The organism is Tritonibacter scottomollicae, from assembly GCF_032924845.1.
In the GTDB taxonomy this organism is placed as follows: Bacteria; Pseudomonadota; Alphaproteobacteria; order Rhodobacterales; family Rhodobacteraceae; genus Epibacterium; species Epibacterium scottomollicae.
The window spans coordinates 791,388-817,649 of record NZ_CP136704.1 but is presented as its reverse complement, the minus strand read 5'-3'; the positions used below and the strand labels follow the sequence as shown (position 1 = coordinate 817,649).

20 protein-coding genes and 1 pseudogene are annotated in these 26,262 nt (G+C 58.1%); 10 read left to right on the top strand and 11 right to left on the bottom strand.

Annotation, left to right across the window (positions count from 1 at the left end; all coding sequences use genetic code 11):
* The first annotated feature begins 1 nt into the window (after position 1).
* The gene (locus tag R1T40_RS04420) at positions 2-685 is read left to right on the top strand and encodes a hypothetical protein (protein ID WP_317386019.1); all 684 of its coding nucleotides are present in this window, start codon (positions 2-4) and stop codon (positions 683-685) included.
* A gap of 2,409 nt (positions 686-3,094) precedes the next feature.
* Here the strand turns inward: R1T40_RS04420 and R1T40_RS04415 are convergent.
* Positions 3,095-4,243: a P-loop NTPase family protein gene (locus R1T40_RS04415; protein ID WP_317386018.1), complete on the bottom strand. Its 1,149-nt coding sequence runs from the start codon at positions 4,241-4,243 to the stop codon at positions 3,095-3,097.
* Positions 4,244-4,694: 451 nt separating this feature from the next.
* Here R1T40_RS04415 and R1T40_RS22260 point away from each other — a divergent pair, with 451 nt between their 5' ends.
* Positions 4,695-5,471: a TIR domain-containing protein gene (locus R1T40_RS22260; RefSeq protein WP_394805016.1), complete on the top strand. Its 777-nt coding sequence runs from the start codon at positions 4,695-4,697 to the stop codon at positions 5,469-5,471.
* Positions 5,472-5,684: 213 nt separating this feature from the next.
* Here R1T40_RS22260 and R1T40_RS04405 read toward each other — a convergent pair whose 3' ends face one another.
* The 4 genes from R1T40_RS04405 to R1T40_RS04390 are packed head-to-tail and all read right to left on the bottom strand — an operon-like array spanning position 5,685 to position 8,636.
* Entirely contained in the window at positions 5,685-6,380 is a 696-nt protein-coding gene (locus R1T40_RS04405) for a uracil-DNA glycosylase (RefSeq protein WP_317386017.1), read from the bottom strand.
* A 5-nt stretch (positions 6,381-6,385) separates the two neighbouring features.
* Positions 6,386-7,528 carry a nucleoside triphosphate pyrophosphohydrolase family protein gene (locus R1T40_RS04400; RefSeq protein ID WP_317386016.1) on the bottom strand — a complete coding sequence of 381 codons (1,143 nt, stop codon included), beginning with the start codon at positions 7,526-7,528 and terminating at the stop codon, positions 6,386-6,388.
* Positions 7,525-8,142, bottom strand: a complete 618-nt coding sequence (locus tag R1T40_RS04395) for an Nmad2 family putative nucleotide modification protein (RefSeq protein ID WP_317386943.1) — start codon at positions 8,140-8,142, stop codon at positions 7,525-7,527. Before R1T40_RS04395 ends, R1T40_RS04400 begins: the two co-directional genes overlap by 4 nt.
* Before the next feature lie 20 nt (positions 8,143-8,162).
* Positions 8,163-8,636, bottom strand: coding sequence for a TIR domain-containing protein (locus tag R1T40_RS04390; RefSeq protein WP_317386015.1), 474 nt, complete (start codon positions 8,634-8,636; stop codon positions 8,163-8,165).
* A gap of 106 nt (positions 8,637-8,742) precedes the next feature.
* On the opposite strand from R1T40_RS04390, the gene R1T40_RS04385 reads away from it, so the two are divergent.
* The 3 genes from R1T40_RS04385 (at position 8,743) to R1T40_RS04375 (ending at position 13,715) form a co-directional block, all read left to right on the top strand.
* The gene (locus R1T40_RS04385) at positions 8,743-9,996 is read left to right on the top strand and encodes a hypothetical protein (RefSeq protein WP_317386014.1); all 1,254 of its coding nucleotides are present in this window, start codon (positions 8,743-8,745) and stop codon (positions 9,994-9,996) included.
* 2 nt (positions 9,997-9,998) lie between these two features.
* The gene (locus R1T40_RS04380; protein ID WP_317386013.1) at positions 9,999-10,874 is read left to right on the top strand and encodes a hypothetical protein; all 876 of its coding nucleotides are present in this window, start codon (positions 9,999-10,001) and stop codon (positions 10,872-10,874) included.
* A 777-nt stretch (positions 10,875-11,651) separates the two neighbouring features.
* On the top strand, positions 11,652-13,715 hold the full coding sequence (locus R1T40_RS04375; RefSeq protein ID WP_317386012.1) for a J domain-containing protein: 2,064 nt from the start codon (positions 11,652-11,654) through the stop codon (positions 13,713-13,715).
* 411 nt (positions 13,716-14,126) lie between these two features.
* On the opposite strand, the pseudogene R1T40_RS04370 reads toward R1T40_RS04375, so the two are convergent.
* Together R1T40_RS04370 and R1T40_RS04365 are read right to left on the bottom strand one after the other, a co-directional pair.
* Positions 14,127-14,327, bottom strand: a pseudogene (locus R1T40_RS04370) (phage integrase N-terminal SAM-like domain-containing protein); the annotation flags it as partial.
* A gap of 283 nt (positions 14,328-14,610) precedes the next feature.
* The gene (locus tag R1T40_RS04365) at positions 14,611-14,796 is read right to left on the bottom strand and encodes a ribbon-helix-helix protein, CopG family (protein WP_227431651.1); all 186 of its coding nucleotides are present in this window, start codon (positions 14,794-14,796) and stop codon (positions 14,611-14,613) included.
* A gap of 121 nt (positions 14,797-14,917) precedes the next feature.
* Here R1T40_RS04365 and R1T40_RS04360 point away from each other — a divergent pair, with 121 nt between their 5' ends.
* The 3 genes from R1T40_RS04360 to R1T40_RS04350 all read left to right on the top strand — a co-directional run bounded on the left by R1T40_RS04360 (position 14,918) and on the right by R1T40_RS04350 (position 19,017).
* Positions 14,918-15,439, top strand: a complete 522-nt coding sequence (locus R1T40_RS04360) for a hypothetical protein (protein ID WP_317386011.1) — start codon at positions 14,918-14,920, stop codon at positions 15,437-15,439.
* A 295-nt stretch (positions 15,440-15,734) separates the two neighbouring features.
* Positions 15,735-16,547 (top strand): GIY-YIG nuclease family protein, encoded by an 813-nt coding sequence (locus tag R1T40_RS04355; protein ID WP_317386010.1) that lies wholly within the window; start codon positions 15,735-15,737, stop codon positions 16,545-16,547.
* Between the two features lie 238 nt (positions 16,548-16,785).
* Positions 16,786-19,017: an AAA family ATPase gene (locus tag R1T40_RS04350; RefSeq protein ID WP_317386009.1), complete on the top strand. Its 2,232-nt coding sequence runs from the start codon at positions 16,786-16,788 to the stop codon at positions 19,015-19,017.
* 284 nt (positions 19,018-19,301) lie between these two features.
* Here the strand turns inward: R1T40_RS04350 and R1T40_RS04345 are convergent, their stop codons facing one another.
* Positions 19,302-21,782 carry a hybrid sensor histidine kinase/response regulator gene (locus R1T40_RS04345; protein WP_317386008.1) on the bottom strand — a complete coding sequence of 827 codons (2,481 nt, stop codon included), beginning with the start codon at positions 21,780-21,782 and terminating at the stop codon, positions 19,302-19,304.
* 65 nt (positions 21,783-21,847) lie between these two features.
* Positions 21,848-22,321, bottom strand: a complete 474-nt coding sequence (locus R1T40_RS04340) for an oxidoreductase (protein WP_317386942.1) — start codon at positions 22,319-22,321, stop codon at positions 21,848-21,850.
* Positions 22,322-22,666: 345 nt separating this feature from the next.
* On the opposite strand from R1T40_RS04340, the gene R1T40_RS04335 reads away from it, so the two are divergent.
* Positions 22,667-23,281 (top strand): response regulator, encoded by a 615-nt coding sequence (locus R1T40_RS04335; protein WP_106164591.1) that lies wholly within the window; start codon positions 22,667-22,669, stop codon positions 23,279-23,281.
* A 326-nt stretch (positions 23,282-23,607) separates the two neighbouring features.
* On the opposite strand, the gene R1T40_RS04330 is transcribed toward R1T40_RS04335, so the two are convergent.
* Complete coding sequence (locus R1T40_RS04330; RefSeq protein WP_317386007.1) at positions 23,608-24,900, bottom strand: glycosyltransferase family protein; 1,293 nt, start codon at positions 24,898-24,900, stop codon at positions 23,608-23,610.
* Positions 24,901-25,246: 346 nt separating this feature from the next.
* Here R1T40_RS04330 and R1T40_RS04325 point away from each other — a divergent pair, with 346 nt between their 5' ends.
* Positions 25,247-25,582: a TfoX/Sxy family protein gene (locus R1T40_RS04325; RefSeq protein WP_317386006.1), complete on the top strand. Its 336-nt coding sequence runs from the start codon at positions 25,247-25,249 to the stop codon at positions 25,580-25,582.
* Positions 25,583-25,696: 114 nt separating this feature from the next.
* Here the strand turns inward: R1T40_RS04325 and ndk are convergent, their stop codons facing one another.
* The gene (gene ndk / locus R1T40_RS04320) at positions 25,697-26,119 is read right to left on the bottom strand and encodes a nucleoside-diphosphate kinase (RefSeq protein WP_106164589.1); all 423 of its coding nucleotides are present in this window, start codon (positions 26,117-26,119) and stop codon (positions 25,697-25,699) included.
* Between the last annotated feature and the right edge of the window lie 143 nt (positions 26,120-26,262).

Genomic DNA, 26,262 nt, shown 5'->3' with positions numbered 1-26,262 from the left:
GTTGGCTGAGATTCTTCCGCGCCTCCGGAGTGTTCTGTTCCTCGGCGAGGGCCCGCATGAGCTGCTCGTGCTCGGCAAAACCCGCACGTGCCGCGGCGGGCCCGTCGAGCGCTTCGGTCACGGTGGCGAGGTGATAGACGGCAAAGGCCAAATTCTTCCACGCCTCCGGAGTGTTTTGTTCCTCGGCGAGGGCCCGCATGAGCTGCTCGTGCTCGGCAACACCCGCACGTGCCGCGGTGGGCCCGTCGGTCGCCTGGGTCACTGTCGCGAGGGCATAGACGGCGGTTGCCAGATTCTTCCGCGCCTCCGGGGTGTTCTGTTCCTCGGCCAGCGCCCGCATGAGCTGCTCGTTCTCGGCAAAACCCGCACGTGCGGCGGCGGGCCCATCGGTCGCCTGGGTTACCGTCGCGAGGGCATAGACGGCGTTGGCCAGATTCATCCGCGCCTCCGGAGTGTTCTGTTCCTCGGCCAGCGCCCGCATGAGCTGCTCGTTCTCGGCAAAACCCGCACGTGCGGCGGCGGGCCCGTCGGTCGCCTGGGTTACCCTCGCGAGGTCATAAACGGCGTTGGCCAGATGCTCCATCGTCTTTTGTGTGGCATGGTCTATGCTCAGCGCGCGGAATACCTCCTCGGCCTCTCGGTAGTCTTGCAATGCCCTTTGAGGCCCGCTGGCTGTCCAGTTTAAGTCGCCCAAAAGTTGCTTGGCAAAACCGAAGTCCCTTCTTGCTTCAAAGTCAGAGGCACCGCCTATCCGACCCGACACACAGGCTATAAAGTCCTCATAGAGCTGCCAATACTCATCCCTCAATCCGCTGACATTGAAAACAGCACTTACAATCGCTCGAAGTTCGGATGCTTCGATTGCAGATAAGCTTTTTCGGACTTGAGGTAAGAGCCGCTTCGCAATGCTTCCAGCCAACTGGACTTCCCCGCGGTCTGCCAACCTCTTCAGAAGAACTTCGGCGGCGCTGAATGCGGCTCTAGGATCGGATTCGATCAGAGATATTAGGATCTCGAGATCGATATCCGCAGCACTGTCGAGCTCATCTTTCAAACTCGCAACGACTGCTGCAAACAGTTCATCCGCCTCATCCTCATCAATGTGGTTCCCGAGATCTTCCTTAGCCGCCTCCTGATAGGCCCTGAGACGAAACTCCCCGACATCCCGGAAGCCCTCGCTGTAGCGCTTTCCATCTCGAACCGTCTCGAGAACCTCAACGAATCCAGAAGGATCTTCGCCTTCTGCAAGGCCCTCTTCGTGATCTTCGAAACGAGCAGAACTTGCTATGTCTTTCGCGATCCGCGCCGAAAACGTGATGCCCTGGATGCTTGCGATTGAGAGTGCTCGGCGCACATGACTTGGCGTATCTGTGAACCTGTCCATGACAAGGTCCGCGAAACTCATCTGATAGACTTTCTCCTCACCTCTTTTGGATAGGGCGGCCGATTGATCGCGACCCTCGAATAGCTTCTGGTTGCGGTCCAAGTACATCAATATCTCGTCCAGAAACCTAGGATTTCCATCGGCCTGACCTACAAGAGTTTTGGTCTGTTCTTTTGCAAGACCAGGAAAGCCTACATGTAGTAACTCTTCGATCTCGGTTGCCCGTCCCAAGAAGATCGTTTGATCGCCCTCGTTTTCCCTGACCCACATCCCGGGCGCCGTCTCACCCACGACACTACTCCGCCACTCCCTTTCCCAACAGGTGATCAAGAGCAACAACGGCCAATTTTCCTTGCGTGCGACGTCGACTAGAGTGTTCACCAGAGCCTCTGCGCCAGGGTCTTGATCGACCCACTGGGCGTCATCCAGCAAGACCACAAGTGGAATCGAGTCCATTCCGTCTGGTGGCGTCTTAACAACCCGCCGAAGATCCTCTATGATCGTCTGTGTCAGCTGGTCGTCTTTTTGGCGTGCGACTGCTCCCGGGTCTACGTCGCGGTCGCTGATCATGGAGTGTTCGCGACTTAGGTCATATACTGACTTGGATGTTTCTAGTGCCGTCTTGGCAACGCCCAAGAGCCCGAACGACAATACGCCTCCGACCAAATCAACGCCGACCGAGAGAGCATTCTTGGCACCAGTTTTGACTGCCTGGTCCCTGACTTGTTTCCGGTCGAACTCTTTTTTGTGCCGTTCGAGATGTGGGGCGAGCAAACCGACTGCCGGCCAAACCGCGCCCGAAACAATTTCGTTTCTTGAACCAGGATCAGGTATTCTAAGACCCCACCAGAAGTAGGGCGGTGGCTTTCCGTTCGCGCCGCAACTTCCCGGATCCGGATTTACAGTCAAGTTGTTCTCAACTCGCTCAAGAATATCCGGCCAATACCCCTCTTCGCCAGCGGGCTCGCAATAGACAGACAGCCAGTTATAGAACTCTTGGGCAAGCCGCGTTTTCCCAAATCCGCTCTCTGCAACAATCCCGACTACTTGCGGCCGACCCCCACTGGCCGCAAGGTAGGCTTGCTGAAGCTTTTCCAGCTCCTGTTCCCGTCCGACAAAAAGGTGAGACCAACGCATACATCATTCCCTATTTGAACTGTCCGTGGCTTTCGGAGTGCAACTTGGGCAAAGCTTGGCCTTTTGCGTTTCAGAGTCAATCTGATAAGCACAGCTTGAACTCCCCGGTCAATGGAGCCCAGGGAGAATTCTCCGAAGGCCAACCCAGAGGATGTTCGCCAGCAAATGAGAAGCACCTCTTGATCTGCAAGAGGCCTGAACAGAGGCGATTTTGGGCTTCAGGATGCAAAAAAGTGAGTTCAAGGACAGGATATGCATTTAAAGGTCTGGTCGACGATAGTTTCGCATGCCCAGCGAATGGCCGGAAAGCGGGCTCCGACTGCAGTATCTGAACCGCGCTTCCAAGGTCGATGGTGAAGGTTTTCTGATGCGGGTCGCGGCGCGAGGTTGGCGTCTTGGTGGGCGGACGACCCGCGTTGGGAAACCTCCCAAGTTCGAAGCCGCGAGGGTCTTGGTGATACTATGGTGAAAGTGTGCTGGCGGTCGGTGCAATGGCAAACCTGAAGAGCATCGAACTCAAGTGTCGCAGGTTGCGGGGACACTCCCCGCAACCTCCAATCTAGGAGTCGTTATTCATTCGAAATCTTTGTCAGCCCTTTGGCTGGCGTAGGCATTTAGCATCATTTTCGTGTACTCGACGGTGCTTTCGGTGTGTTCACCCAACCCGGGCCAAGCAAAGGGCAAGTCCCGCAGACATAGATGTTGATCAACATTTATCCCGAGATGTGCGGCAACCGCGAGCGCAGAAATAGGTTCCTTGTTCTCCGGCCAAAGGTCTTCATCGAAGGTGATAGATAGATCGTTGTCATCATGAACAAAGATATCGGCGAATAATGCCCCCAAGCGCTCGCTTACATTCGAGGCATCCTCAACGAGAGCGCTTCGTATCAATAAAGTCACCTTTTCTGTATCGAGCTTCAGTTTCGGCCGTGTATCCACAACATCGACCACCAGCTCGGGCCTCCCTTGCTTCTCTTTGTCAGAAAATGGCTTTGGCTGTGCATCATGCTCTTCAAGCCACCAAGGGCTTTCGAAAATATTGAGCGGAGACGCGTCACAACGTGGGCAATGCCAAAGACTCCTGGCAATCTGTTCGCCAGTTATCGAAGTGTCACAATGCAAGCAGAACCACTTATCTGACTCAGCTCCGTTTAAGGGATGACGGACGAGACCGTCTTTGTCTGGCTTTGTAGAACGTCTTGGCCAATCTGATGCTATTCCGGCACGAACCTGTTCCGCTCGTTTGATCGCGATGCCGAGTGCTTCTTGCTGAAATGCGGCTTCATAAACTGGAGCCTCGTGCTCAATCTGTTTTGCGATCTCTAGACGTGGCTCCGCATTTGGAGCTTCAGGCACGTACAGGTGCCAACCCGTCCCATGCATATGAACGTCGCCCATTGAAGCTGAGATAGAGTATTCGTGCCCATCAATAGTGCCGTGTTGAACATCTGTCTCGAAGACTGAGTCTCCAATAAATGACCCAGATCGAGGCCCACCAGCTTCATCGCCGGGCAACGCTTCGACGAGCAAGCTTTCAACGGCAGAGACATGCTCCTTCGTTGGGGTCCATCCGGCTCTATGTGCCTTAGTAACGTCGTTCCAGTGTGAAAAGCCCAGTACTTCGGCAACCGCATCACGCGCTTTATGGAGAGGTACCTGTTGAGCTCGCGCGTAGCGCTTGGACAGTTCCTTCAGCTTTCTAAGATAGTAAGTCGGTTTCATGATCCATATCCGAACTGGATCCGAAAAGGTGCCCGCTGCTTATCGGAACCTGCCAGCGGCATGGCATCCAAGAAGAATGAAGTCGCGTTGCATTGCTTCGCATGGCGGACACACCGGCCTACGCGCTAGGCCAAGAACATAGTCGCCCGCTGGACCGAAAAGGTCAAGCGGCCCAAACCTGCCTTTCATCACCGTTCAAGATGTAGCGCAGGCAGCCGATGACGCAAAGCGCCTTGTCGAAGCTGCCCATCAAGTTTGCCCGTACTCCGGCGGAGCCGATCCGTCCAGGCAAAGGACGTGAACTGCGATCCCTGATCGGTATTCATGATCTCGGGCGGGCCGAACTTGTGGATGGGATAGCAGAACGGTGAAGGCTCTCTGAACGAAAACATCAAGTCGTTGATCGAGATGGAAGCTTAGCCGGTGCGTTCCTTGTTCAACCCAGTTCTGAATGTTGTGGTTGCAGCCCAATCACGACATTCGTTCTGCTCTTGCATCCGGTGGCACTGCCTACTGGCAGGGCGGAGAGCTGTCATTCTCCGCACGTGCAAGCATTCTCGCGGCCCACAATCGGAGCGGACATTCAAACGAGCCAAGAAAACCAGATTTCTTGAAGATTCGGGAAACACAAAAAGCGGAGAGCGTGTTAGCTTGCCCGCATGTAAGACTATTGTGTGAGGTCGATATGGCAGCCGTTCGCCGAAAGTGTTTTATCTCTTACCACCATGCTGATCAACGTGAAGTCGATCAATTCATTCGGGACTTCGATCACGAGGCAGATACCTTCATCGCTCGCGGCCTCGGCAACGAAATGCCTGGTGAGGTCGTTCAAAGCGCCGACACAGATTACGTCATGCGTCGCATCCGTGAGCTCTATCTCTCCAACTCGACCGTTACGCTACTAATGCTTGGCAGGTGTACGTGGGCGCGACGCTATGTCGATTGGGAGCTTCAGGCATCACTTCGTCAGGGAGAAACGAGAAGCCCCAACGGATTGCTCGGGATCAAACTTCCAAGCTACCCCGAGCAAGGTGGGTACTTTCCAAAGCGCTTTAACGACAACTTGCGCGGAGAAGGGCAAGCGGACTGCTACGCTCGGCACATGAGATATCCGGATTCTACGCAATCCCTTGTAAACGCAATAGAATCTTCTTTCCAAAGGCGGCGGACTCATGCGCACCTAATTGTGAATCCACGCGAGAGGATACACAATAACAGGCAGTGCTGATGGCCAAGTGAATTCGACATTCAAACAGCTTCGTGGGTCGCAGTGAACGGCAGGAGTGACGGGCCGCTCCGCAGTATCGCGCATTGGGTCGAAAAGCGCACAGGGCCAGACAGGCGCGTCCCCAGCTTTGGCGGCATGGGTGGGACGTGAAAGCTCGCTGCGCGTGAACCAACAATGGGCCTCGAACTTAAAAGCGGACGTACGAGATAAAGGCTACCGTGAGTTGATGTTTGCTCCCGGAATATGGCCAAACAAATCCGGTTCGCTCTCGGCGATTTGCGTAGCATAGAGTGACTGCATCGTAGCCAGGAACTCGGTCTGCCCGCCATAGCTGGGGTGCCTTGCCTTGTAGACAAAATCCTCGGCAAAGACGCGGGACAGGACGTTGTAGGCATCGTTGCCGATGGCGATGATCCGCTTCGGTTGCAGATATTCAACCATCTTGATCAAAACCCCGGCTCCCGCCCTGCGCTCTGTGGCGTTGTGGGCTCGGTTGGAGAACGGATCGCCCTCGATGAAGGGGTGAAGGGGAAAGACATTCCAGAGGAAGACCGGCACGTTGACCCGCAGCAGGACATCCCAGATTGCGGTGGCGGTCCTTTCGGCGACAGGCTTGCCGTAGGTTGGACGCTGCACATCCAGCCCCCAACGCTCCAAATGATCGGCAAAATGCACATCATCTGTCAGCGCCAGACCGGTTCGCCGGCCTCCGCGATATCCGAGGTCACGCCCGACCCAGATCGCATCCAGTTCGGCGTCGGCAGCACGATCCAGCATTTCTGCAAGGTAATGCCGTCTTAGCTCCGGTGCATCTTTCGCATCATAGACAGGGCACCGCTCGAAATAAGGATTAAAGGTGTTTTCGAACCGAATGTCTTCCAGCGTTCTGAAAATTTCTTGTGTACTCATTATACTTACTTTCCGGCGGGTTTGTAGCGCAGCGTGCGTTCATCGCGATTGCCGACAATGATGCCGCCATTATTCCTACGCACTTCACGAAACACCTTGTAGCCTTGCAAGATCGCATACTCCCACAGGTGAAGAGGACAGGCTTCAACTTCGTAGCCGCGCACAAAATTGCGCACGGCCTTGAGCAAATCGAAGGACACCGTCTTTTGGTCCTCGAAGAAGTTCACAGATTTGGCATAGGAAAAGATGTAGGCTGACAGCCCTTCATCGATGACAATGGCCCGTCCGCTGTCCTGAGCCTCATCGACGTGTTTCTTGCTTTTTCGCTTATGCTTGATCAGCGCCCTGAATGTTGGCGACCAGTGCAGGATCGCCGCATTGGCAAAATGGAAGACATCGTGAAACCGATATCCGTCCTCATCGGAAATATTGTCCGATAGCGGGTCACCGATAAAAACGCCGTTCCACCGAAGATAGCTTCGGCTATTAGCCCGCTGCGAAATCTCGATCTCGAATTGACGCGGCAGTTGTTCCTCGACGGGAAAGCCGGAATCAAAATCCGGCAGATCATCGGAATTCGGTGCAATGAAGCGACCGCAGGCTTTGGCCATGTTGCTGCTCAAGACGGTAGAGAACGAAACATGGGCGGCTTGCACGGCCTCGATGTAGACCCGGACAAAGTCGAGCACCTGATCCTTGGCCGTATCGGCAGTAACGTCGAGGCTCAGAAGTTTGGCCGCCTGCTCGCCCAACCGCAGCAGAACAAAGTCTAGCGGTGCGATGTCTTTGGCGGTCATGATCCGGGCTACCGGATGCGCAGGATCGGCGTTGGCCGCGATGCTGACTGCGTAGCCTTTCCCGTCGAGAACCCGTGCAAACATATCCGAGAGCTTCACGTCCAGACGCCTGCACAGCGCGGCGACGTACCAGAGCGTATCGCCGAGTTCTTCTTCGACATCACGTCGAAAACCCGTGAACGCTCCCTTCTCCCGGTGAAGCTTCTTCGACGTGCTCATCACGCTGCCGACTTCGCCAAACAGGCCCAGCAAGATCGGCGTGACTTCCAAGTCTTCAAAGCGGTCCGTGGCTGCGATGGCTTGCTCGTAGTCGGACAGCAGAACATGCGGACTGACTGGTGATCCGCTCATTGTGCTGCTCTCTTTCTCGCGGCTTCCACCATGTCGAACGGCCGACCCTGATATCCCCGGAGGCCAAGCTCATCGAACCAAGTCTCGAACATATTTATCGCTCCGACATCTGTTACTTTGTGTTCGCCAATACCTGAGTGAATGAGGCCTGCTGATTTCAGTTGGTCTGGGAGCTCGGGACCTTCTGCCCCAAAGTAAACAAATTTCTGCGAAACAAGAACGCGGTCAACTGACGTATCTTTCGTAGTGTGATCTGCACGCTGGGTTCCATCTTGGTTGCTATGGTAGGAATTCAGCTGAAGCCAACCTTCACCATCTGGGCAGTAGATGTTGTCGCCGCAAGACATGCGATAGCTTCCGAAGAGATTAGGTTTTTTCTTGGAAAATCGTGGGTCGTGCCAGTATTCCGAGAATGTCAGAGATTCTTCGACACACATAGCGTGAACCAAGAATCCACCGCGGCGGACTCCTTTCCTGTCACTCCCGGTTCCGATAATCCAATCTCCGACCGAAGCGTGCTTCCTGATCTTTGGCTTACAAGTTGCCAACGTGCAGAATCCATTGAAGGGATTTGGAGCAAACCCGCTGTCATAGGCGACCACGTAACTATACATTTTTGGCAATCTGGCCCTCACTAACACGGATGTCGGCGAATAGGCCGGGGCTCGCACGGCGTGCCGTCCGGTGCTTCAAACTGCTCATAATTCCCATTCACAGCGTCAATAATCTTGTCTGCGTTCCATCCGACAACCGCATGGCCGTATTCGTCGAGCGCTTCGGGAACCTCGCATCCGTTGGCTCCGCGCTCCCACACGCCGACAATGGTTTTGTCCTGCTTGTGCGCGCGCTCGATCTCCCAGTTCACCCATTCGCTATTCTTGGTTTCCGGCGAGATATAGACGATCATCGTGCTGGCCCAATCGATGCGGGGCGCAAGTATTTCGGATTTGATGTAGTCCGGCGACTTCGCATTGTTCGGACGATCCGAATTAATCGAACTGTCACGCACATCCATGCCCCTGTTCTTGAGCAGATTTTTAAGGTCGGTCAGGCCTTTGTCGTCTTTGTGGACGTGGCTGATGAATACATTTTTGGTCTTGTTGCTCATCGGTGTTATCCTTTCAGCTTGACCGTATACGGTATCTTTTCTTGCAGAATGCACTATATATGCACAAAATGCGAGCCCGGATTGTCCCGCAACCGAAAGGAGTTTGATGCTACCGCCCATCCTTGAAATCTTCGTGCTCTGGCACCCTGGCGACCAGCGGGGCGCAGACTTCGCCGAAACGATCTTCGATCACTTCATGAAGGGGTCTACCTTCTCCGGTGTGATAGGCGGCGGCGTGCAGGTATCCTTGCGAAGCGCGGGATGGGAGGGTCCAGGCACCGCACCCAGACCGGTCTACGCCGAAGGCCGGGCCGCGCCGAACGGTATCAGACCCGCGAGCTTCGTAGCTGTCGTTCCTTTGCTCGGCACTGAAATGGCCGCGTGCGTCGAGGACGTGAACACACAGTGGCATGCATATGTGAATGCGATCCGGGATTTGCAGCAAGAATCGCCCGACCGTGTCGGGGTGTTCCCCTACGCATTGGATGCAGGCGCTACGCACGGGACGAACCTTCAGGATATTCTGGGTAACTTCCAGTTCGTCGCGGCGGGCAATCCTGAACGGAACGGTGAAGACGTCAAGAGCATGCTTTGCCGTGACCTGACGCAAGGGCTCGCCCAGTTGGTATCCCCTGATGAAATGGATCGATTGACGGCATTCATAAGCCACACGAAGCGGCACAGCCAGGAAGAAGGCGAAGATGTCGATGCTCTGGTCGATCTGGTGCGGGAAGTAATCCGCAACACGCGCCTGAACGATTTTTTTGATGCCAATGACCTGCAACCGGGTACCGATTGGGATCAGGAATTGCGCGACAAGTCCGGCACAAGCGCGATGCTCGCGCTGCGTACCGACCTGTATTCCAGCCGGGAATGGTGTCAACGCGAGGTGGTTATCGCCAAGACGCATGGCATGCCGGTGATCATGATGGACGCTATCGGTGTTGGTGAGGAACGCGGCTCTTTCCTGATGGACCATGTGCCCCGGATTGCGGTCAGGAGAGCGGACGGGCGCTGGCAACGGCAGGACGTCTATCGCGCCCTCAATCTCTTGGTCGATGAATGTTTAAAGCGCGCGCTGTGGATGCACCAGAAAGACCTTGCTCATGAACGTCCTGAACTCGATGTTGCATGGTGGGCACCGCATGCGCCCGAACCGCTGACCTTGTCGCGCTGGATCGACGCCTATCTGGCGCAGAACGGCGACGACGACAGTGACGATACTGTCCGGATTCTGCATCCCGATCCGCCGCTGGGCCCCGAAGAGCGGGATGTGTTGACGAATTATGCGCGAACAACCCGCCTTGGGCGAGAGATTGATATCATGACCCCGCGCCAGCTTGCCACAAGAGGGGGGTAGCAATGGTCGCAGAACAGCAAAGGACCGACCTGCTCCCAGCGGATGCGTTGCACGGCAAGCAGCTTGGCTTGTCCGTATCTGACAGCCCCGATCTTGACCGGCTGGGACTTCTGAATACCCATTTTCGGATGACGCTCGGAGAGTTGGCCCGCACAGTGATCATCGCAGGCGGTTCGCTATATTATGGCGGACATCTTCAACCCGGCGGCATCACGAGTTTCCTTATCGAAGAGTTGCAACGCTACGGGCGGCGCGACCGTCCTCTAAAAGTTTGCCTAGCCTGGACGGTTCATCGGGCGATGACGCAGGATCAGATTGCGGAACAAAAGGATCTCCTGGGGCTGTTCGGCGAGATACATTTTCTGTCGCCTGACGGCGACAGGCTCGACGGCTCGGTCGATGAACCGGCGATTGAGGACCCGCCAGCCGACGAGCGCAGCCGCTCTCTGACGGGCTTGCGGACCTACATGACGATTAACACAAGTGCGCGCATAGTCATTGGCGGCAAACGCGCCGGATTCCAGGGCGTCATGCCGGGCATCTTTGAAGAGGTCCTGTTTGCGCTCGAACGCAGGCAGCCACTGTATCTGGCCGGAGGGTTTGGCGGCGCGGCACTGGATGTCATTCGAAAATTACGTCCCGACTACGCGAAATGGTTTCCTTCGACGCACGATGCGCCTGCGCCAGACGAACGGCTTCTCAAAGGCCTTGAGCGGATCGAAGAAACCGTCGCGGCTGCGAAGTGGAACGGCTTCGAAAACGGTTTGAATGAGGACGAGAACCGTCTGCTGGCCGCATCCTACCGGCCGAGCGAGATAGCTGCGCTCGTCGGCAAGGGTATGGGGCGCTTGTTGCTGGCGTTGGAAGGCAAAGATTAGTTCAGTGGCATCCATCGTGACGAGCGACGTGGGAAGGTTGTTGCTTGCAAATGAAGGCGACAAACGGCGGCGTTGAAATTAGGAAGGCGCTGATCGCAGCATTTCCAGTCCGGCTTCTTGTCTCGCCACTGAAATACTACACCAAGATGCGCTTTCGAAGCGGATTTGGAACGACAAGTCCGCGGGCAGCTGCGGCGTGAAGGAGCTACTGAAGTTCATTCTCTGTGGGGGCCGGAGGCCCGACTGCCGGAACGGCTTTGGACTGCCGTTCATGACCCGAAGTGGAAAATCGAGGGCATGGGGGTTAGCGCAATGGGAGAGCTTGTCGGTTGGGCTTTGCCCGATCGTTTCCCGCCTAGGAACGGACGGACGTCGAAGTCACTTAAACCGTTGAGCTATGACGTCCAAGTTCATGTCGGATAAGCCGTCGGGCGCTCAACTGCTTCAGGTTCCGCGCCCATTCGTGAACGGCTGCTTCTAAGAAGCTGCGCAGCAGCATCAGTCCGTGTCGCCAAAGTCCGGAGTGGGCCGGTTCGTTGGTCTGGCGGCCTCACTTTGGCCTCAAGCGCGTCGCAGTGCCCCAGCTCGGCATGGAACTCAAAGCGATCTGTCGCAACGAAGCTTGAGCCTTCGTTTAATTGATGCGGGAGATTGACAGGCCGAGTGAAGGACGCCCCTATCACCATATTTAAACAAGGCAGGTGGGGCATCGTGTTTGGTATTTTCAGGAAGATGTTCGGGGGAAAAAACGCTGCAGGGCGGAACAAGGATCTTCCTGTGATTAGCGAGGCGGTCGGCTCTGGCGATGATGGCGCGGACAGTGAGCGCCGCAGCCGTTTTGAGGACTTTGAACGGGAAACGAGGGAGCGCCTTGAGGCACAATCCCATGAAATGCCGGGGCAGGCTTACTTCAGCCAATTACAGGCCCTGCAAGAAAGTATATCGGATCGCAGGTACATGGACGCGGCAACCGCGGCGCGGAAGAGCCTGCCGCTCATTCGCAAGTGGCTCGAGGATCCCAGAGGCAACGGCAAGAGGCTCAGCCTGAGCATGCCCGCGCTCACTCAAGGCGGCACCATGCTGGCCATCACCGGTGACCGGAAGGGACTGGCGATGCTGCATGATCTGGTATCGGAATTCGATCATCTCGAGGAATACCGCGCCGATGCCGAAAAGCATCTTGCCGCCATCGACCTCTTCGACGCCATTCGCAAGGCCGTCGCAGCGAAGCCTGGCATCTTGCAGAACAAGATGAAGTCGGAGGTGGGCGCCGAGGATGGCCGCCTTGTCAGCAACCTGATCTCGTGGCTGGAGAAGGCTGGCGAGATCACCCGCGCCAAGAACGGAAAGACCTACGCGCTCTACGTAGATGGCGTCGAGATGAGTGCCAAGGACGCTTCGGCAATCTACACCGAGCCGCCGCGTCCTGGGTCTCATCAGGCCAGATCCAAGCCGGGCAAGCCCATCGAACTCAACCTCGACAAGCTGACCTTGTTGCCGCTGCCACCATCCCCGGAGGCCTGGAGCAGCCAGCTTACGCTGCCTGCGACCTCTGAAACATTCGAGGATGCCGAAGGCGTTTGGCGTGAACTTACTGTAGAGGCGATCGCACCCGCGGATCGCCCGGACCCTGCATTCCGGAAACACTTCACCACGCGCGGCGGTGTCCTTTCCTTTGATGATCTTGCAAAGTCCGAGGCAAGTCTCGGTGCGCCGGGTGCAGTGATGTTCACCTCCGAGCAGGACGGCACCCCTATGATCGAACGACTGGAGCGTCCGATCTATGCACTCGATATCCATCCCGAGGGCAAGGGCTTTGCGACACGGTCGAAAACGAATATCCTGACCGTCTATCGTGAGGACCTGAAAGTCGATTTCGAGACAGACCTTTCCGCCACGCCCGAAGTCGCAGCAGGGCGCCGCCGTCTCGATCTTGACGTGGAAGGTGGTTTCCTTTGGGGTGAACCCCACTTGGCGCTCAACTGCATCGCGCTCAGCCCTAGCCGGGACCGCTATCTTTACACGCATGTGGATGAAGCGTGGTGTATCGACCGGGACGGAAAACCTCTCTGGGGCGTTCGCATGCCCGAGCGTCCTGTAGAGACCTATCATCAGACCTTCGAAGTGGGCGGCATACGCGGGCATACGGGAACCGCTGCGGAAATCGAGGAGGCACTCGAAAAGCTTGAGCTTGCGCTACCGGTAACGCCGGATGAGATCCGACAGAAATACCGCAAGCTGGTGCGTCAGCTGCACCCGGACCTCAATCCAGGCAACGAGGAGAGGATGAAGGCGGTCAACGCGGCTTACGAGACGCTGACCGGGGCCAGCCACGATGATCTGCAGGGTAAGGGAAATGCCGAGGACTTGCTGACGTTCTCCGCCACCGTGACGTTCATGACCGGCGGCGGTCCTGACCGCCTTCAGGCTGCGGCCTTCTCGGGGCGCGGCGACTCGGTGTTGCTGGGAACCTCCCAGGGGCGGGTCCTGCGCATTGATGCTTCCGGCAAGCCGATCGCTCTATACGATGTGGGCAGCGCGCCGATCCGGGTCCTGGAGACGGATCGCTACCTCTACATTCAGACATTCACACGGCTTTACGTGCTTGAAGGAGACCGCCTAGTGGGGCTGCAGGACTGCACGACCAAGTGCGACTTGCTGGTCGACGAAGGCTTGGTCTTGCTAGTCGAGAATAAGGGCGTGCGGGTGCTAACGGAGGCGGGCCGACTGCTGGGCGTTGCGCTAACCAAGGCACCGATCCGCCGGGCTGGGATCGAGGATGGCGCGCTTGTCGTCGAAACGCGAACTCATCGCGGCCGGTTCAGCGGTCTCATTGCGTAGCACGTGAGCGATGCAGCTGTTCCGCTTGCGCCGCATCGCCGCCGGTCGAACCACAGCGAGCAGCACCTTTAGGGACCGGCAGGAACGCCCTGCATTGCTGAGGTTGGCTTGCCGGACCACGCTACACAGTGTCACCAATGACCGGTCTAGGGACGTTGCAGCGCAGCATTCGCCAACCTGGTGAACGGCAGCAATGGGCCGGGTGTCTCGTGAAGGGCGACCACAGTTTGCAGTTTTGCAGCGTCCGCTTCCTGCGCTTCGCTGACATTCGTGCGAGGCGCAGCATTCGGTAAAGTGGGCTCTTCGCCGGCTTTCGCCTCGATTCGCATGAATGGCCGCTGTCGATTTTGGGTCAGAAATGCTTGACGCGACCGAGTTGTTCCCTCAGGTTTTGGTTGCGTATTGGATCAAAGGTGTCACCCCGGCGTCTGTCATGTGGAGCTGATACGCGCGCAGTTCCTCCGGTGTCGCGGTATCAGGTGAATGACCAAGGAAGGCGGCGAAATCCTTGATCGCCCGAATGTGAGCTTTCTGGGCTTTGTCGCCCATGCCGCGGATGCGCATGTCTTCGATCATCCGCTCGCGCAGCGGGCTTGTTCTCTCCTCTGTCATGGGAACCTCCTGTCTGATGATTGAGAAGGCCTCAATCGTCAGACAGGTCGCAAAGATCGCAAAATGCGCGCCGATTTGGTCAGATCACCACGTCAACCAAAGGCACCAATGCCGCGCAGCGGCTTAGTCCATGGGCCGGGTGCGTCGTCTGACACAGGGTGATGCTACCGCCTGACAGCTCCACTGCCTGGGCGCAGCCACCATCTAGGTGCGCCAACGTGACCGTGTTTAATCTGCATCGCGCCGGCAACAGGTTCGCCCCCTTTGATCCGAAATCCGAGCGCTACCCTGCAGTTTTGTTCTCTCCCCGAGCCGCGAGCCACTCCTCCATCACGCGCCTGACAACCTCTGGTCGCGATGGAAGGTCTTCTTGTTCGCGACGATAATCATCGATCGCCTTGAGCATGTCTTGCTCCATGCGGATCGTAACAGGGGCAGTGTCGCGCGTCGGACGTCCCATTTTAGCCATGCGAATCTCCTTCAAGAAACTACTTGACTAAATGACATTGAAAAACTAAATTGTCAAGTGTGACGGGGACTCTCACCTCCCCATCACACTCTAACCACAACCGATCATTGGGAGATCGACCATGGCTGACAACTGCCTTACCACGCGCTTTGGCGCGGATGAACCCGTGTACTTCCTTCATTCCCCTGTCTCGGGCCACTTCTCGCACCTGCTCGCGGCCTTGGCCGCTGCGATCGAGGCTGAGCGTGACATTGAGAACGGCCTCTGGTCCGATCCGGGTTTCGATCACTGGCTGAAGGCGGCGGAACTCGGCTGGGAACGTGCCACCGGTCTCTGCTGCTCCGTCATCGGCGCGCCAGCCACCCGCCCGAGCGATGTCCCCCTGCAGCGCTTTGCACGCCACCTCCACTGGACGCTCGGCTCCGAGACCGCTGCTGAACTCCGGACCGCACAGCAGGTCGTTGCGGGTCACCTGGATCTTTTCTCCTGGAAAGGAAGGGACCCCGAGGCGCTGCGCGTCGCGCAGATGCTCGCGCGGGGTCGGCAGCAGTTCGATGAGGTCTGCATGCTCGACATGCTGAACCCGGCTGACACTGCGGCCTCCCTGGAGGATTGCTTCGATTACGAGCCCTTCGCCGCCTGACCTCAACAAACATCGTCCCGGCACCCTGATGCCCTGTCCCGGAACGGGTCAGGGCTCAAACAAACGTGCCCGCGTTCTCAGCCGACATATTCTCGGAGGTCCAGCAATGTCTCATCCCTCACATTTCTCGCTCAAAACCGCACCCGTTCGCCCGCATATCTACATCGGCGCGTCCCGGAATAAGCTCTACCTGCCGCGCGGCTCCCGGAAGCTCTCTGCGGAAGGCTGGTCCCGCACCTATGCCGGACCGATCAAAACGGAGTGGGACGCAATCGCCCGGTCCAAGGGCTTTGACTTGACAGCAAGGATCCGGGACAAGTCCCACGTTGTCTTGCGATGCCACACCTGCGGCGCCTTGACGGCGCAGAAGATCTTCACCTTGCGCACCGCCCAGCCAGCTTGTGCGAGTTGCAGGCATCGCGCCATCCTGGCAATGGCGCACAAGGCAGGCTTGGAATTTCAGGGCTACGACCCGGACTATCATAAAATCGGCATCTACCGCGCGCCATGCGGCCACACCGTGCGCCGACAGTTCGGGCAGATCGAACGCATCGCAAACGGCCATTGCAAGCTGCGTTGCGAGACCTGTCATTCCGGGAAAGAAGCCGAGGAAGCAGCAGACCGGGGGTGGCAGCTGATGGGAAGCGATCCGGCGGGCAACCCGAACTACCGCATCTATCAGCACGGCTGTGGGCACAGTCAACGGGTTGCCAGAACCAACATGCAGAGCGGCCGCTTTCAATGCACCGCATGCGGCGAGGGCTGGGCCACCGCGCCAAGCCACCTCTATGCCATTCGTCTGGAGCTTCCAACGGGACTGAAAGTGGTGAAGCTCGGCTTCTCGCGTGACCCGGAGTTGCGGCTGCGCCACCAACTCCTGCTTCAACCCGGAATCCAGGCAGAGCTTCTGCGAACTGTTCCGCAGCCGACCGGCCACGCAGCACTGTGTCAGGAGAAGGCTCTCCACCGCGCGCTGAAGACGTCTCATCCGGACGCGATCATTCCACATGAGCACTTTCGGGACTGGCTGGCGGTCAAGACCGAGATCTACGGGATCGAGGTCGCGTCGGTCATCCTGAAGCACCTGGACGACATCCGAAAGAAATAGCGACCCAAGCGTGGCCCGGTTCCGGAACAGTCCTGTCTGGATCCGGAGCCGCCACAATGGCCCGGCCCGTTTGCCCGTAAGCGTAACCCGCACGCCACAGTGTGCGGTACGCCCTGACCTGGGCCGTAACGCCCACATACCGGACAGCGCCACCTCATCTTCCCTGAACCTTTCCACGCCCCCTTCCGGATCGCGGCCCCAACCCGGGCGTCCTGATCCGTACAGTACGGAGCTGACAATGACCCAATCTTCCCCCCAATCCCCCCTTCCAAAGAAAAATGGCGCGAAGCGCCCGCAGTGGTGGGGCTTTGCCCGCGACTGCATCGCGCGCCTGCGCGCAACCGAAGCTGACATCTTCGATCTCGAACGGCGTGCCACGGCCGGCGATACCGCCGCAGTTGACACTTTGATGCAGTACGAAGGCGGCGACAGCCCGAAGCCGCCTTCGCGCCGCGCGGCCTCCGGGATGGAGTCCGCCGCCGAGGCCATGGGCCGCGTCAGCAGCGCACCTCATCTGCCGCAGGACGAGTGGGAAGCGATCGTGGCAGGCGGCGGCGATCCCTTCGCCACCGCTCAGGACGGCAGCACCCGCTCCGCCATCCCGCTTCCCCTCCGCGACGTGATCCTTCTGGCGCGCCTCGCCGCAACCTTCCGGACTACGGAGGGCTGGGAGGCGGTTCTGCAACCTGGCGCGGTCACGATGGTTGTCGGCCTCGAACCCACCCTCTCCCTCGGCAAGTTGCTGACGGCCGCCATGCTGCCGAATGGCTGGGCAATCCAGAGCCGAGCGCCAAGGTCCGCGCCGCATCCGGTGCTCCAGGTGCCTGACCGTACAGTCTCGGAAAAGGAACTGGAGCGCTTGCTCCACCATCCGGCGCCTATCCTGCTACCGGTCGCGAAGCAGGAACACCTGCCAACTCTCGTCGGCACCGGCGAGACAGGCGCGCGCATTCTGACCCTGAAGAAGCTGAATGCGGATATCCTGCTCTTCGCTTTAAGTGTCAACCACAGCGCGACCGGACGGATCGATGTGGACAGCGTGAGGGCAATCTTGCCCGACGACGAGAGCCTGGCCAGTTTGGAGGCGGGACATCTGGCTATGGCGTGCCGCGCGCCGACAGCTCGAGAGGTGGCAGAACGGATCTCGGTGATGACCAGGAAGGCGCCTACCGGCGAAGTCGCGCGGGTGCGCTCTGGCCCCGCCATCATCGACGGCACCACACCCGCGCACCACGCTGTCCGGAACGTTCTGGAGGATCTCAATACCTGGCAAGCTGGCGAATTGGACTGGAGCGAGATGTCGCGCTCGCTCTTGATCCATGGCGTGCCGGGGACTGGCAAGACCTACCTTGCCCGACAGCTGTCCGAGGCCGCTGGTGTCGCCTTGGTCGAGGGCAGCTTTGCCGACTGGCAGGCTGCCGGACATCTTGGACATATGCTTGCCGCTATGACCAAATGCTTCGACGAGGCGGTCGCGAAAGTGCCCTGCGTCCTGTTTATCGATGAAGTCGACTCGGTCGGATCGCGGTTTGGCGGCGATCAGCATGGGATGAGCTATCGGGTGCAAGTCGTGAACGGCTTCCTTCAGCAGATCGACCGGCTGGCACGCACCCCGGGCGTGATCCTGATCGGTGCATGCAACCAGCCGGGCAGACTTGATCCTGCGATCACGCGCCCTGGCCGCTTTGACCAGATCCTGCGGATGCCACTTCCGTCGCTTGCAGATATCAGGCTGATCTTGCGCAAAAAGCTGGCGGATACGATGCCGGACAACGAGATCGACAGCCTGGCCCGCGCCGCCACGGGCAAGACCCCCGCCGAACTCGACGCCGCATTACGTGCTGCCACCGCGGACGCGCGGCGGCAACGGCTGCCCATGTCATCCGATCTGCTGCGCCGACACCTCGGGATCGATCGGCCCAACCCGGAACTGCTCCGCCGTATCGCCGTCCACGAAGCGGGTCACGCGCTTGCCGCCGAGCTTCTGGTCCCGCAATCTGTCGTGAAGCTCAGCCTCTCTGACCGCGACGGTCGGACCGAACGCCGTTCGACCTTCGTCGAACTGACAGTTCAGGAGATCGAGAACGAACTCCTGATCCTGATGGCCGGTCGCGCGGCCGAGCGGCTGGTTCTGGGCACGATCTCCGGCGGCGCAGGTGGAGACAGTGAGAGCGATCTTGCTCTTGCGACTGGGCTAGTCCTGCAAATGGACCGAGAGCTGGGCCTTGGCCGCAATGGCGATGGCTGGCTGGGGCCTGCCGACATGCACAACCTGACCGAGGAGGAGAAGCAGAGGGTGCGGGCGAAGCTGGGTCAGGCCATGAACCATGCTGCGAAACTCCTCACGCCACACATCGACCAGCTGGATGAAGTGGCAGCCGCGCTCATCGACGTCCGCGAGCTCCACGGCGCGGCAATGAGGCGGCTGATCGCCGAACCGGGGCGAGAACCGCCACGTAGACCTAGCTAACCTCCAGCAACCGCTTGGCCCATCCGACCAAACTCGGTACCCTTCCCCTGTGCTACAATTGTAGCACATCGACGTAACACAGACAGCGACCCGCGCAGCGCAAATACCTGCGTTTTCAAAGCCTTAGAACATGGTTGAATTTTGCTCCGCGCCCTACCGCCGGAGCCAAATTGCGGTCTAGACCTGTTTCAGAGGGTCCTGGAAATGCAAATGGCAAACTTGATCTCCAATCTTGGCGTGTTGAACTAGCTTAGACGCAGTATGCTATGTTGCACTGATAGGGATTACACGTCCGCCTGATGCCCTGCCCCAATGTAATGCCTAAGCATACCATCAGCAGATCGCCAGGCTGTGCGCAATCCGCAGAGCTCAGGCACAACGTTGGTGTTAGCCTCTTCGAGTTGCAGCATAGAGGCACGCAATTCCAATAGACCCAGTACAGCAGCGGAACCTGCGAGCCGGTGGGCTTCTTGGCGGTGGCGCTCGGTCAACTCTTCGCTTTGCTCCAACTGTTCGCTCAGCTTTCGAACATCACTGCAAAACTCAACTAGGAAATGCTTCGCTTTATCGGGTCCAATTGCATTTACAAACTGTTCGATGTCAGAATCATCAGAATGCGCCGGCACAGGCGGGGCGGCTTTCGTCGCATCGAGGTCTCCTCTCCCATGCCGTGCTATAGTGCCCGCAAGTGCATCCCGGTCGATCGGTTTGGTCAGAACCTCGGCAAAACCCGCGTTGAGAATGCGTGAATGGTCATCCTCGGCTGCATGCGCTGTCAAAGCCACGATATTGGTGTCATCGGCAAGATGCTCCTCTCTTGCACGGCGCAACACCTCCATGCCGTCGATGTCGGGCATGCTAATATCAGTAATGACAAGATCGAAGGTCTCGGTTCGAAGTGCCTTGATCCCGTCTTCGCCACCGCTCATCGAGGTGACATCATGGCCAAAATCGCCCAGCATTTTCTCCAGAAGAAGACGATTGATATCATTGTCTTCTATGATCAATAGCTTCTGCCCCGAGCGCGACTGCTCATGCCCGATCCGCTGTGGACACTGTTGCAGATCCGATGGGGGCAGCGGAACAGCGAAGGTGAACAAGCTGCCCTCGCCCGGTTCGCTCTCGCAGGTGATCTCTCCCCCCATCGTTCGCACCAGACGCTGCGAAATAGCGAGGCCGAGGCCGGTTCCTTCGCTTCCCCGCTTGTAGCTCGGATCCAGCATGATGAACTCGTCGAATATCCGTTCCAGATCGTCCGCAGCGATCCCTTGGCCGGTATCGGCAACACTGAACTCGATCATCTCCCCGGAGGTGCGCATTACATCCACCGATACCGCACCATCGCGCGTGAACTTCAACGCATTGCCGATCAAATTCAGCAAGACCTGCTGCACATAACGACTGCGCCCCAAAACACAATCTGTCGCCCCAAGGCTACAGAACACGCTGAGTTCATTGCCATTCTTGGCCGCCGCAGCTTGCAAACTATCGCAGGTACTGGCAACAAGCTCGGCCAAATCAAACGGCGCGACCGCCTCGGGTTCGGCCCCGGCTTCCAACCGCGACAATTCCAGAACGTCATTGACGTGATGCAGCAAAAGCTCTCCGGAAACCCGCATCGCCTGCAGGAACTTTCTCTGCTCCGGCGACGGGGTCAGGTCATCCAAAATATCCAGCGAGCCCAGAATGCCCGTAAGGGGAGTGCGCATTTCGTGGCTCATGACCGTTAGCAGCTTGTCTTTTGCCTTCTCCCCCGCCAGCGCATCATCTCGGGCGCGACGCAAATCCTCTTCCGCACGCAAGCGGCGCGAAATATCGCGGACGTAACTCACCAGCACCTCGTTTCCGTTGGAGCGGCTCATTGTCAGGGACACTTCAACAGGAAGGGTTTCACCGGATTTACGCCGGGCCGTCATCCGGATACGGCCATCGGTCTCTCGCAGCTCACTAGGCAGTTGCTTGTCAGTGAACATCTCAGACTTCACAGGCACCAGATCTTCGAACGGCAACCCGATGGCCTCTTGTGCCGAATAGTCGAAAATTTCCTCTGCCGCGCCGTTGAAGGCCGTGATCCGCCCCGCCTCATCCGCCATCAGAATGGCATCGAGTGAGGAGGTCACCATGGCCTCCGTCCGGGCTGCTTCACGCGCCTGCAGTGCGGCCAATTTCTGCCCCCGCCGGAACAACAGCAGGATCATCAGAGCGGTCAGAGTGAGCGCGGCGGTCAGCGTAATGACGACGATCGCGAGGTTCAGGAAGAGATCATGCAGCTGCACGCGTTCATCCCCGGCGGTCTCTGCCTGCAGCGCGACGCCGATCAGCGCGAGGTCACGCACGTCATTGCCATCGGCCACCACCATCTCGCGCAGCTCATCCAAACTGCTCAGCAGCGTCTCATCGGAGGCGTCGATCAACCCGGCTTGCGCCTTCATACCGCGATGCAGGCGCTCCAGAGATAGTTCGCCTTCCTTGTTGTCACGTATGCCAGAGTAAAAAGCGCTCTCACGGAAGGTGGCAATTCGGCTGTAATAGATGTCGAACTGTCGTCGCAGCCTCACCAGGTCATCGGCATCGTTGGTTTGCATCGCTGCCAACCGGTATTTCAGGTAGTCCACCTCCGCCTGCGACAGGGTCCACTGCAGGTTGTCCGTCGCCGCCGAGGACAATGCTTCTATCCGGGATTGCACATCTTTGCCCAGCCTAACGGCTTGTACCGCCAGCAGTATAAGAACCACGGCGGCACCAGTGAAAAGCCAACGATGCATCTGCGGTATCTTGAGGCGCTGCAAGAGCCGGATACCTCCTGAATGTTAGCCCCCAAAAAGGCCGGTTATTTCACTGTTATCCTGTTCAGCTGCCAGATGCTGCGCGAATAGACCTCTTCGGTGCGAAACTCTGCACCGCTGTCATAGGGATAGATGATCCAGAGTGGCCCCTTGTCTCGCAAAGACATTCTTTCGCCATTTCGCATGTAAGCAACGATGGGTCCACCCGCGCGCACATCTGACATCGGGATCTCAACGGCGTAGTCATTGACGGCGGCCGCTTCCAGCGTGCCTTCAGCGACGTCAACATGGGACAGCAACCGATCCAACGACACCCCGACAAACCTCTGCTCACCGTCGCTCCAGATCGTGGAGGTCACAACCTCACGCTCCCCCAGATCGCGCAGGTCGCGGATCGTGAATTCATGAACGTCTTCTCCTGCACGAACCGTGAGCAGAATGTCCTGCTCGCTGGCGATCACGGGCAGGGAAAATGCAAGGGTGAACAAGGCCACCACTGCGGCAAGAAGGCGTTTCATCATGTGTCTCCAATATTCGCTTTTCCCGTGTTCGGGCTTGTCAGGATACTGGCATATCCAAACCAATACGGCATGAACGCCTGTGTATAGTCTGCTAGACTTTCGTATAAGATCGGTAAACTCAGCTCCCGAAAATGTGGCTTTCGTCGCCGCATTGGCACGCTCTTTCAGCACACGCCAATGCGATTCCTGCCAAAATGAGGGCTCGGCAAAGATTTGCGGCGAACAATCCTACCGTGCGACACAAGCAATCCACTGCAAAATAATCCGGCAAAAGTTGATGGATTGGAAAGGTTTGCCCCTGTAGGGTTGTCTAGGAACAGTGAAAACAGGTTAAACGGCGACATGCGCATTCTACTTGCAGATGATCATGACATGGTGCGTGATACCATTTCCGCATATCTCACCTCGGAAGGCGGAGCAGAGATTACGGCCACAACGGATTTGCACCGAGCCATGCAAGAGCTTGAAGATCAGGGGCCATTCGATCTCGTCCTGCTCGACTATAATATGCCGGGAATGAACGGCCTCGACGGTCTGCAACGTGCCCTGAAAGCAAACGGCGGTCGTGGCGTCGCCATCCTGTCGGGCAGCGCCCCGACCCGTACGGCGCAGGATGCATTGGACGCAGGTGCCATCGGCTTCATCCCCAAGACAATGGGCGCTCAATCCCTGCTGAACGCTGTTCGATTCATGAGCGCCGGCGAGATTTACGTGCCCGTCGAACTGATGCGAGAAGAGGCCTCTGCCCCTGCACACCCGCTGCTTGCCCAACTCAGCCCGCGCGAAATCGAGGTTCTAAGTGGCCTGTGCCAAGGCCAATCCAACAAGGAAATCGCCCGCGATCTGAATTTGCAGGAAGTCACCATCAAGCTGCATGTGCGCACCCTGTGCCGCAAACTGGATGCCAAGAACCGCACCCAGGCCGCGATGACGGCAAAGGAAGCTGGCCTGTTCTAAGGACCGCGCCTGTCGGGGTCCAATCGCCCGCCGCACGCGGATCATCCTGCCAAGGTGGTTCGATTTGTCAGGGTGGCTGCATAGCGAGCAAAGAAATGGTCGGAGTGTGTAAAGCCTCTCCACCTCAGGCTTCAGGCCCGCAGTTTCCATTCGGATTGAGAGGCAGTTGACCTCCTGCGCCGCCACAAGACCCGCCTCCCCAGATCCCGTCACGTCGATGCTTCACCGTGCTACTGGCTACGGCTGGGCCAAACCATCGCACAAAAAGACGCCCCGCGTGGGCGCGCGGGACGTCAAAGTGCCGGTGTTGCTTGAATGGAGGGGGGTTATGCAACTCCGGCGGGGGACACAGAAAGCTTCATGGAATGGTCGCTCGGCGCGCTCAGCGCCGAAATCTGCAGTTGCACAAGGTGCAATGTAGCTGAGCCGGGATTTTCGATCATGCGTGTGCGCCCGGCGGGAATACGCGCGCTCTGGCTCTCCCAGACAAGCTTGACATGCCCGCCCAGCGTGATCAGAGCCGCCCCCTGCACGACGATCCAATGCTCTGCGGATCCTGCCCCTGCGCTCAGCTCCACCTGAGCACCCGGCTGCACCGTCAAGCGTTGCAGGGTGAAACCCGGCCCCATGGCAAGCGTTTCGTGACGCCCCCATTCATGCTCGGATGCGCGGGACATCAGCGCATCGTCCTCGGAGGCGTTGGCGAGGCTTTTGTAGACGGACATCATTTCTGCGGTGTGAGAATGCTCCCCTGCCTGCTCCTGCGCCAAATCCGTGTCCCAGGCTGACATCTCGCGGTCTGCCACCGCATCCCGGTCCCAATCGCTCAACTCAGTCCAGGAAGTATCCATCTGGATCGCCGAGACATGCTCCAATTTCTGCCCCACGGCGCGCTCGAAGCTCACGCATTTGACGCGCTGATAGCTACTGTTGTCGAGGTAGATGGCCCGACCCGCTGTGGCGGCCCGCAACAGGGCATTCTTGACCGGGAGAAACAGACGGCTCGCGTGGCGCTTGAAGGCTGCAATCAGCACATCCACCCGCGCAATGTAGATACCAAGTCCCCAGAGCTGGTGATTGCCCTGCAACAGATGAGACAAGGTCGTCTGCCGCCCGGAGGCCAAGAGTTGGCTGACGGAAACCGGGGCGGTGTCACGCGGCTGGTCTGCGATCTCCATCACGCCGAAACCGGGATAGGCCCGTCCGGTGCGATGCCCCAGCATCACCACTTCTCCGCGCTGTGCTGCCGGGATTGCCTGGCACAGAGCTGTATCAAGTGCCTTTTGATCCTCAAGGTTTGCTGAGGCCGGGGCCACGACCACAATCGCATCAGGCTCATGCCGCAGGGAGAGAACCGCACTCAGCAACGCCGCTGCCGGTTTGTGGGTGTCCGGCTGCAGGATGATCCGGGCGTGATTGGATTGTGCCTCGACCAGAGGTCCGCAATCCTGCGTCGCGACGACCAACGGAGATGCAAAGACTTCCCCCGTCAAATGCGCGACAACCTGTTCAAAGCGGCTGGGAATTCCGGGAGAGCGTTCAAAGTGCATCGGACCTTCCCCCGCCTGACGGTCACTGGACGGATGCACGCTACCGGCAAGAATGATGGGATGCAGCATTGGAACCTCTTTTGCTTGGTATTCCGATGTGTACAAACGTATGCCATCTGTCATTGCGCCGTCCCCTATCCATCGGTCTCCGTGCCTCTTGCAAAAGGATAGGACGCAGCCTTTGGGATAGGTGCAGCCCCACCGAGGGTCACAAATTGATTGAATTTCTTTCTATCATTTCTCCTCCGGCAGGGGTCTAACATGCGTTAACCATAAAGCGCGCCAAATGACTGGAATCATTAACCAAGATTCACCAGCACGGATGGAACACAGTACGACTCACCACAGGCCTTCAGTGTCGCCAGCCATATCGTTTGGGGCTGACGCAGAGCGCTAATCAGATTAGAACTCGGCCATGACCACTCCCGTCTCTTCCATCCGAAACCTCGGCCCGGCCTATGAGGTCGCCTGCGCCCGCGCTGGCATCCACTCCGCCGAGGCGCTGCACGCCCTCGGAGCGGACGCGGCCTATGGCAAGCTGCTGAAATCAGGCAGCAAGCCGCATTTCATCGGGTATTACGTCCTGGTTATGGCTTTGCAGGGACGCCCCTGGAACGATTGCAAGGGCGAGGAGAAGAAAGCGCTGCGCAAGCGGTTTGATGCGATCAAGGCGTCTTGTTTTGACAACGAACGCTCTGCGCTGGAGTCCATTCTAGATGAAATCGGTGTGATCGAGCGGCGCCCGGACTGAGTGCCGCAATGCGCAACGAAAAAGCCGCCGCGTGTGAAACGCGACGGCTCTTCAATCTCAGAATGGTTAAGCGAAGAACGCGCCCCATCCATCAATTTTTCACAAGCGGAGGGCTTAGCCCACCAGCTCGAGACCGGCGAAGAAATAGGCGATTTCCACGGCTGCGGTTTCCGGCGCGTCGGACCCGTGCACGGAGTTCTCACCAACAGATTCCGCGAATTCGGCACGGATGGTGCCGGGCGCTGCGTCTGCCGGGTTGGTTGCGCCCATGATTTCGCGGTTTTTCGCGATGGCACCTTCACCTTCGAGAACCTGCACAACCACCGGAGCGGAGCACATGAAGTCGCACAGTTCGTCGTAGAAGGGACGCTCTGCGTGCACTTCGTAGAACTTGCCAGCTTGTGCTTTGGTCATTTGGATGCGTTTTTGCGCAACAATGCGCAGGCCAGCTTCTTCGAACTTGGCGTTGATCGCGCCAGTCAGGTTGCGGCGGGTTGCATCGGGCTTGATGATCGAAAAGGTGCGTTCCAGTGCCATCAGGCGATCTCCTTCGTGGAATTCACATGTCAATTGGGTGTCGCGGCGCCGGGTCTTGGCCTGCCGCAACGATCTGGCGCCGGGTAGCACGGCTGGTGGCGCATGGGAAGGGGCTTGTGGCCCGCACCAGAGCAAAACACGCC

Coding starts and splice junctions, on each gene's coding strand:
- R1T40_RS04415 (WP_317386018.1), bottom strand. CDS start 4,243: ATGAAACCGACTTACTATCTTAGAAAGCTGAAGGAACTGTCCAAGCGC.
- R1T40_RS22260 (WP_394805016.1), top strand. CDS start 4,695: ATGTTGTGGTTGCAGCCCAATCACGACATTCGTTCTGCTCTTGCATCC.
- R1T40_RS04405 (WP_317386017.1), bottom strand. CDS start 6,380: ATGAGTACACAAGAAATTTTCAGAACGCTGGAAGACATTCGGTTCGAA.
- R1T40_RS04400 (WP_317386016.1), bottom strand. CDS start 7,528: ATGAGCGGATCACCAGTCAGTCCGCATGTTCTGCTGTCCGACTACGAG.
- R1T40_RS04395 (WP_317386943.1), bottom strand. CDS start 8,142: ATGTATAGTTACGTGGTCGCCTATGACAGCGGGTTTGCTCCAAATCCC.
- R1T40_RS04390 (WP_317386015.1), bottom strand. CDS start 8,636: ATGAGCAACAAGACCAAAAATGTATTCATCAGCCACGTCCACAAAGAC.
- R1T40_RS04385 (WP_317386014.1), top strand. CDS start 8,743: ATGCTACCGCCCATCCTTGAAATCTTCGTGCTCTGGCACCCTGGCGAC.
- R1T40_RS04380 (WP_317386013.1), top strand. CDS start 9,999: ATGGTCGCAGAACAGCAAAGGACCGACCTGCTCCCAGCGGATGCGTTG.
- R1T40_RS04365 (WP_227431651.1), bottom strand. CDS start 14,796: ATGGCTAAAATGGGACGTCCGACGCGCGACACTGCCCCTGTTACGATC.
- R1T40_RS04360 (WP_317386011.1), top strand. CDS start 14,918: ATGGCTGACAACTGCCTTACCACGCGCTTTGGCGCGGATGAACCCGTG.
- R1T40_RS04350 (WP_317386009.1), top strand. CDS start 16,786: ATGACCCAATCTTCCCCCCAATCCCCCCTTCCAAAGAAAAATGGCGCG.
- R1T40_RS04345 (WP_317386008.1), bottom strand. CDS start 21,782: ATGCATCGTTGGCTTTTCACTGGTGCCGCCGTGGTTCTTATACTGCTG.
- R1T40_RS04340 (WP_317386942.1), bottom strand. CDS start 22,321: ATGAAACGCCTTCTTGCCGCAGTGGTGGCCTTGTTCACCCTTGCATTT.
- R1T40_RS04335 (WP_106164591.1), top strand. CDS start 22,667: ATGCGCATTCTACTTGCAGATGATCATGACATGGTGCGTGATACCATT.
- R1T40_RS04330 (WP_317386007.1), bottom strand. CDS start 24,900: ATGCTGCATCCCATCATTCTTGCCGGTAGCGTGCATCCGTCCAGTGAC.
- R1T40_RS04325 (WP_317386006.1), top strand. CDS start 25,247: ATGACCACTCCCGTCTCTTCCATCCGAAACCTCGGCCCGGCCTATGAG.
- ndk (WP_106164589.1), bottom strand. CDS start 26,119: ATGGCACTGGAACGCACCTTTTCGATCATCAAGCCCGATGCAACCCGC.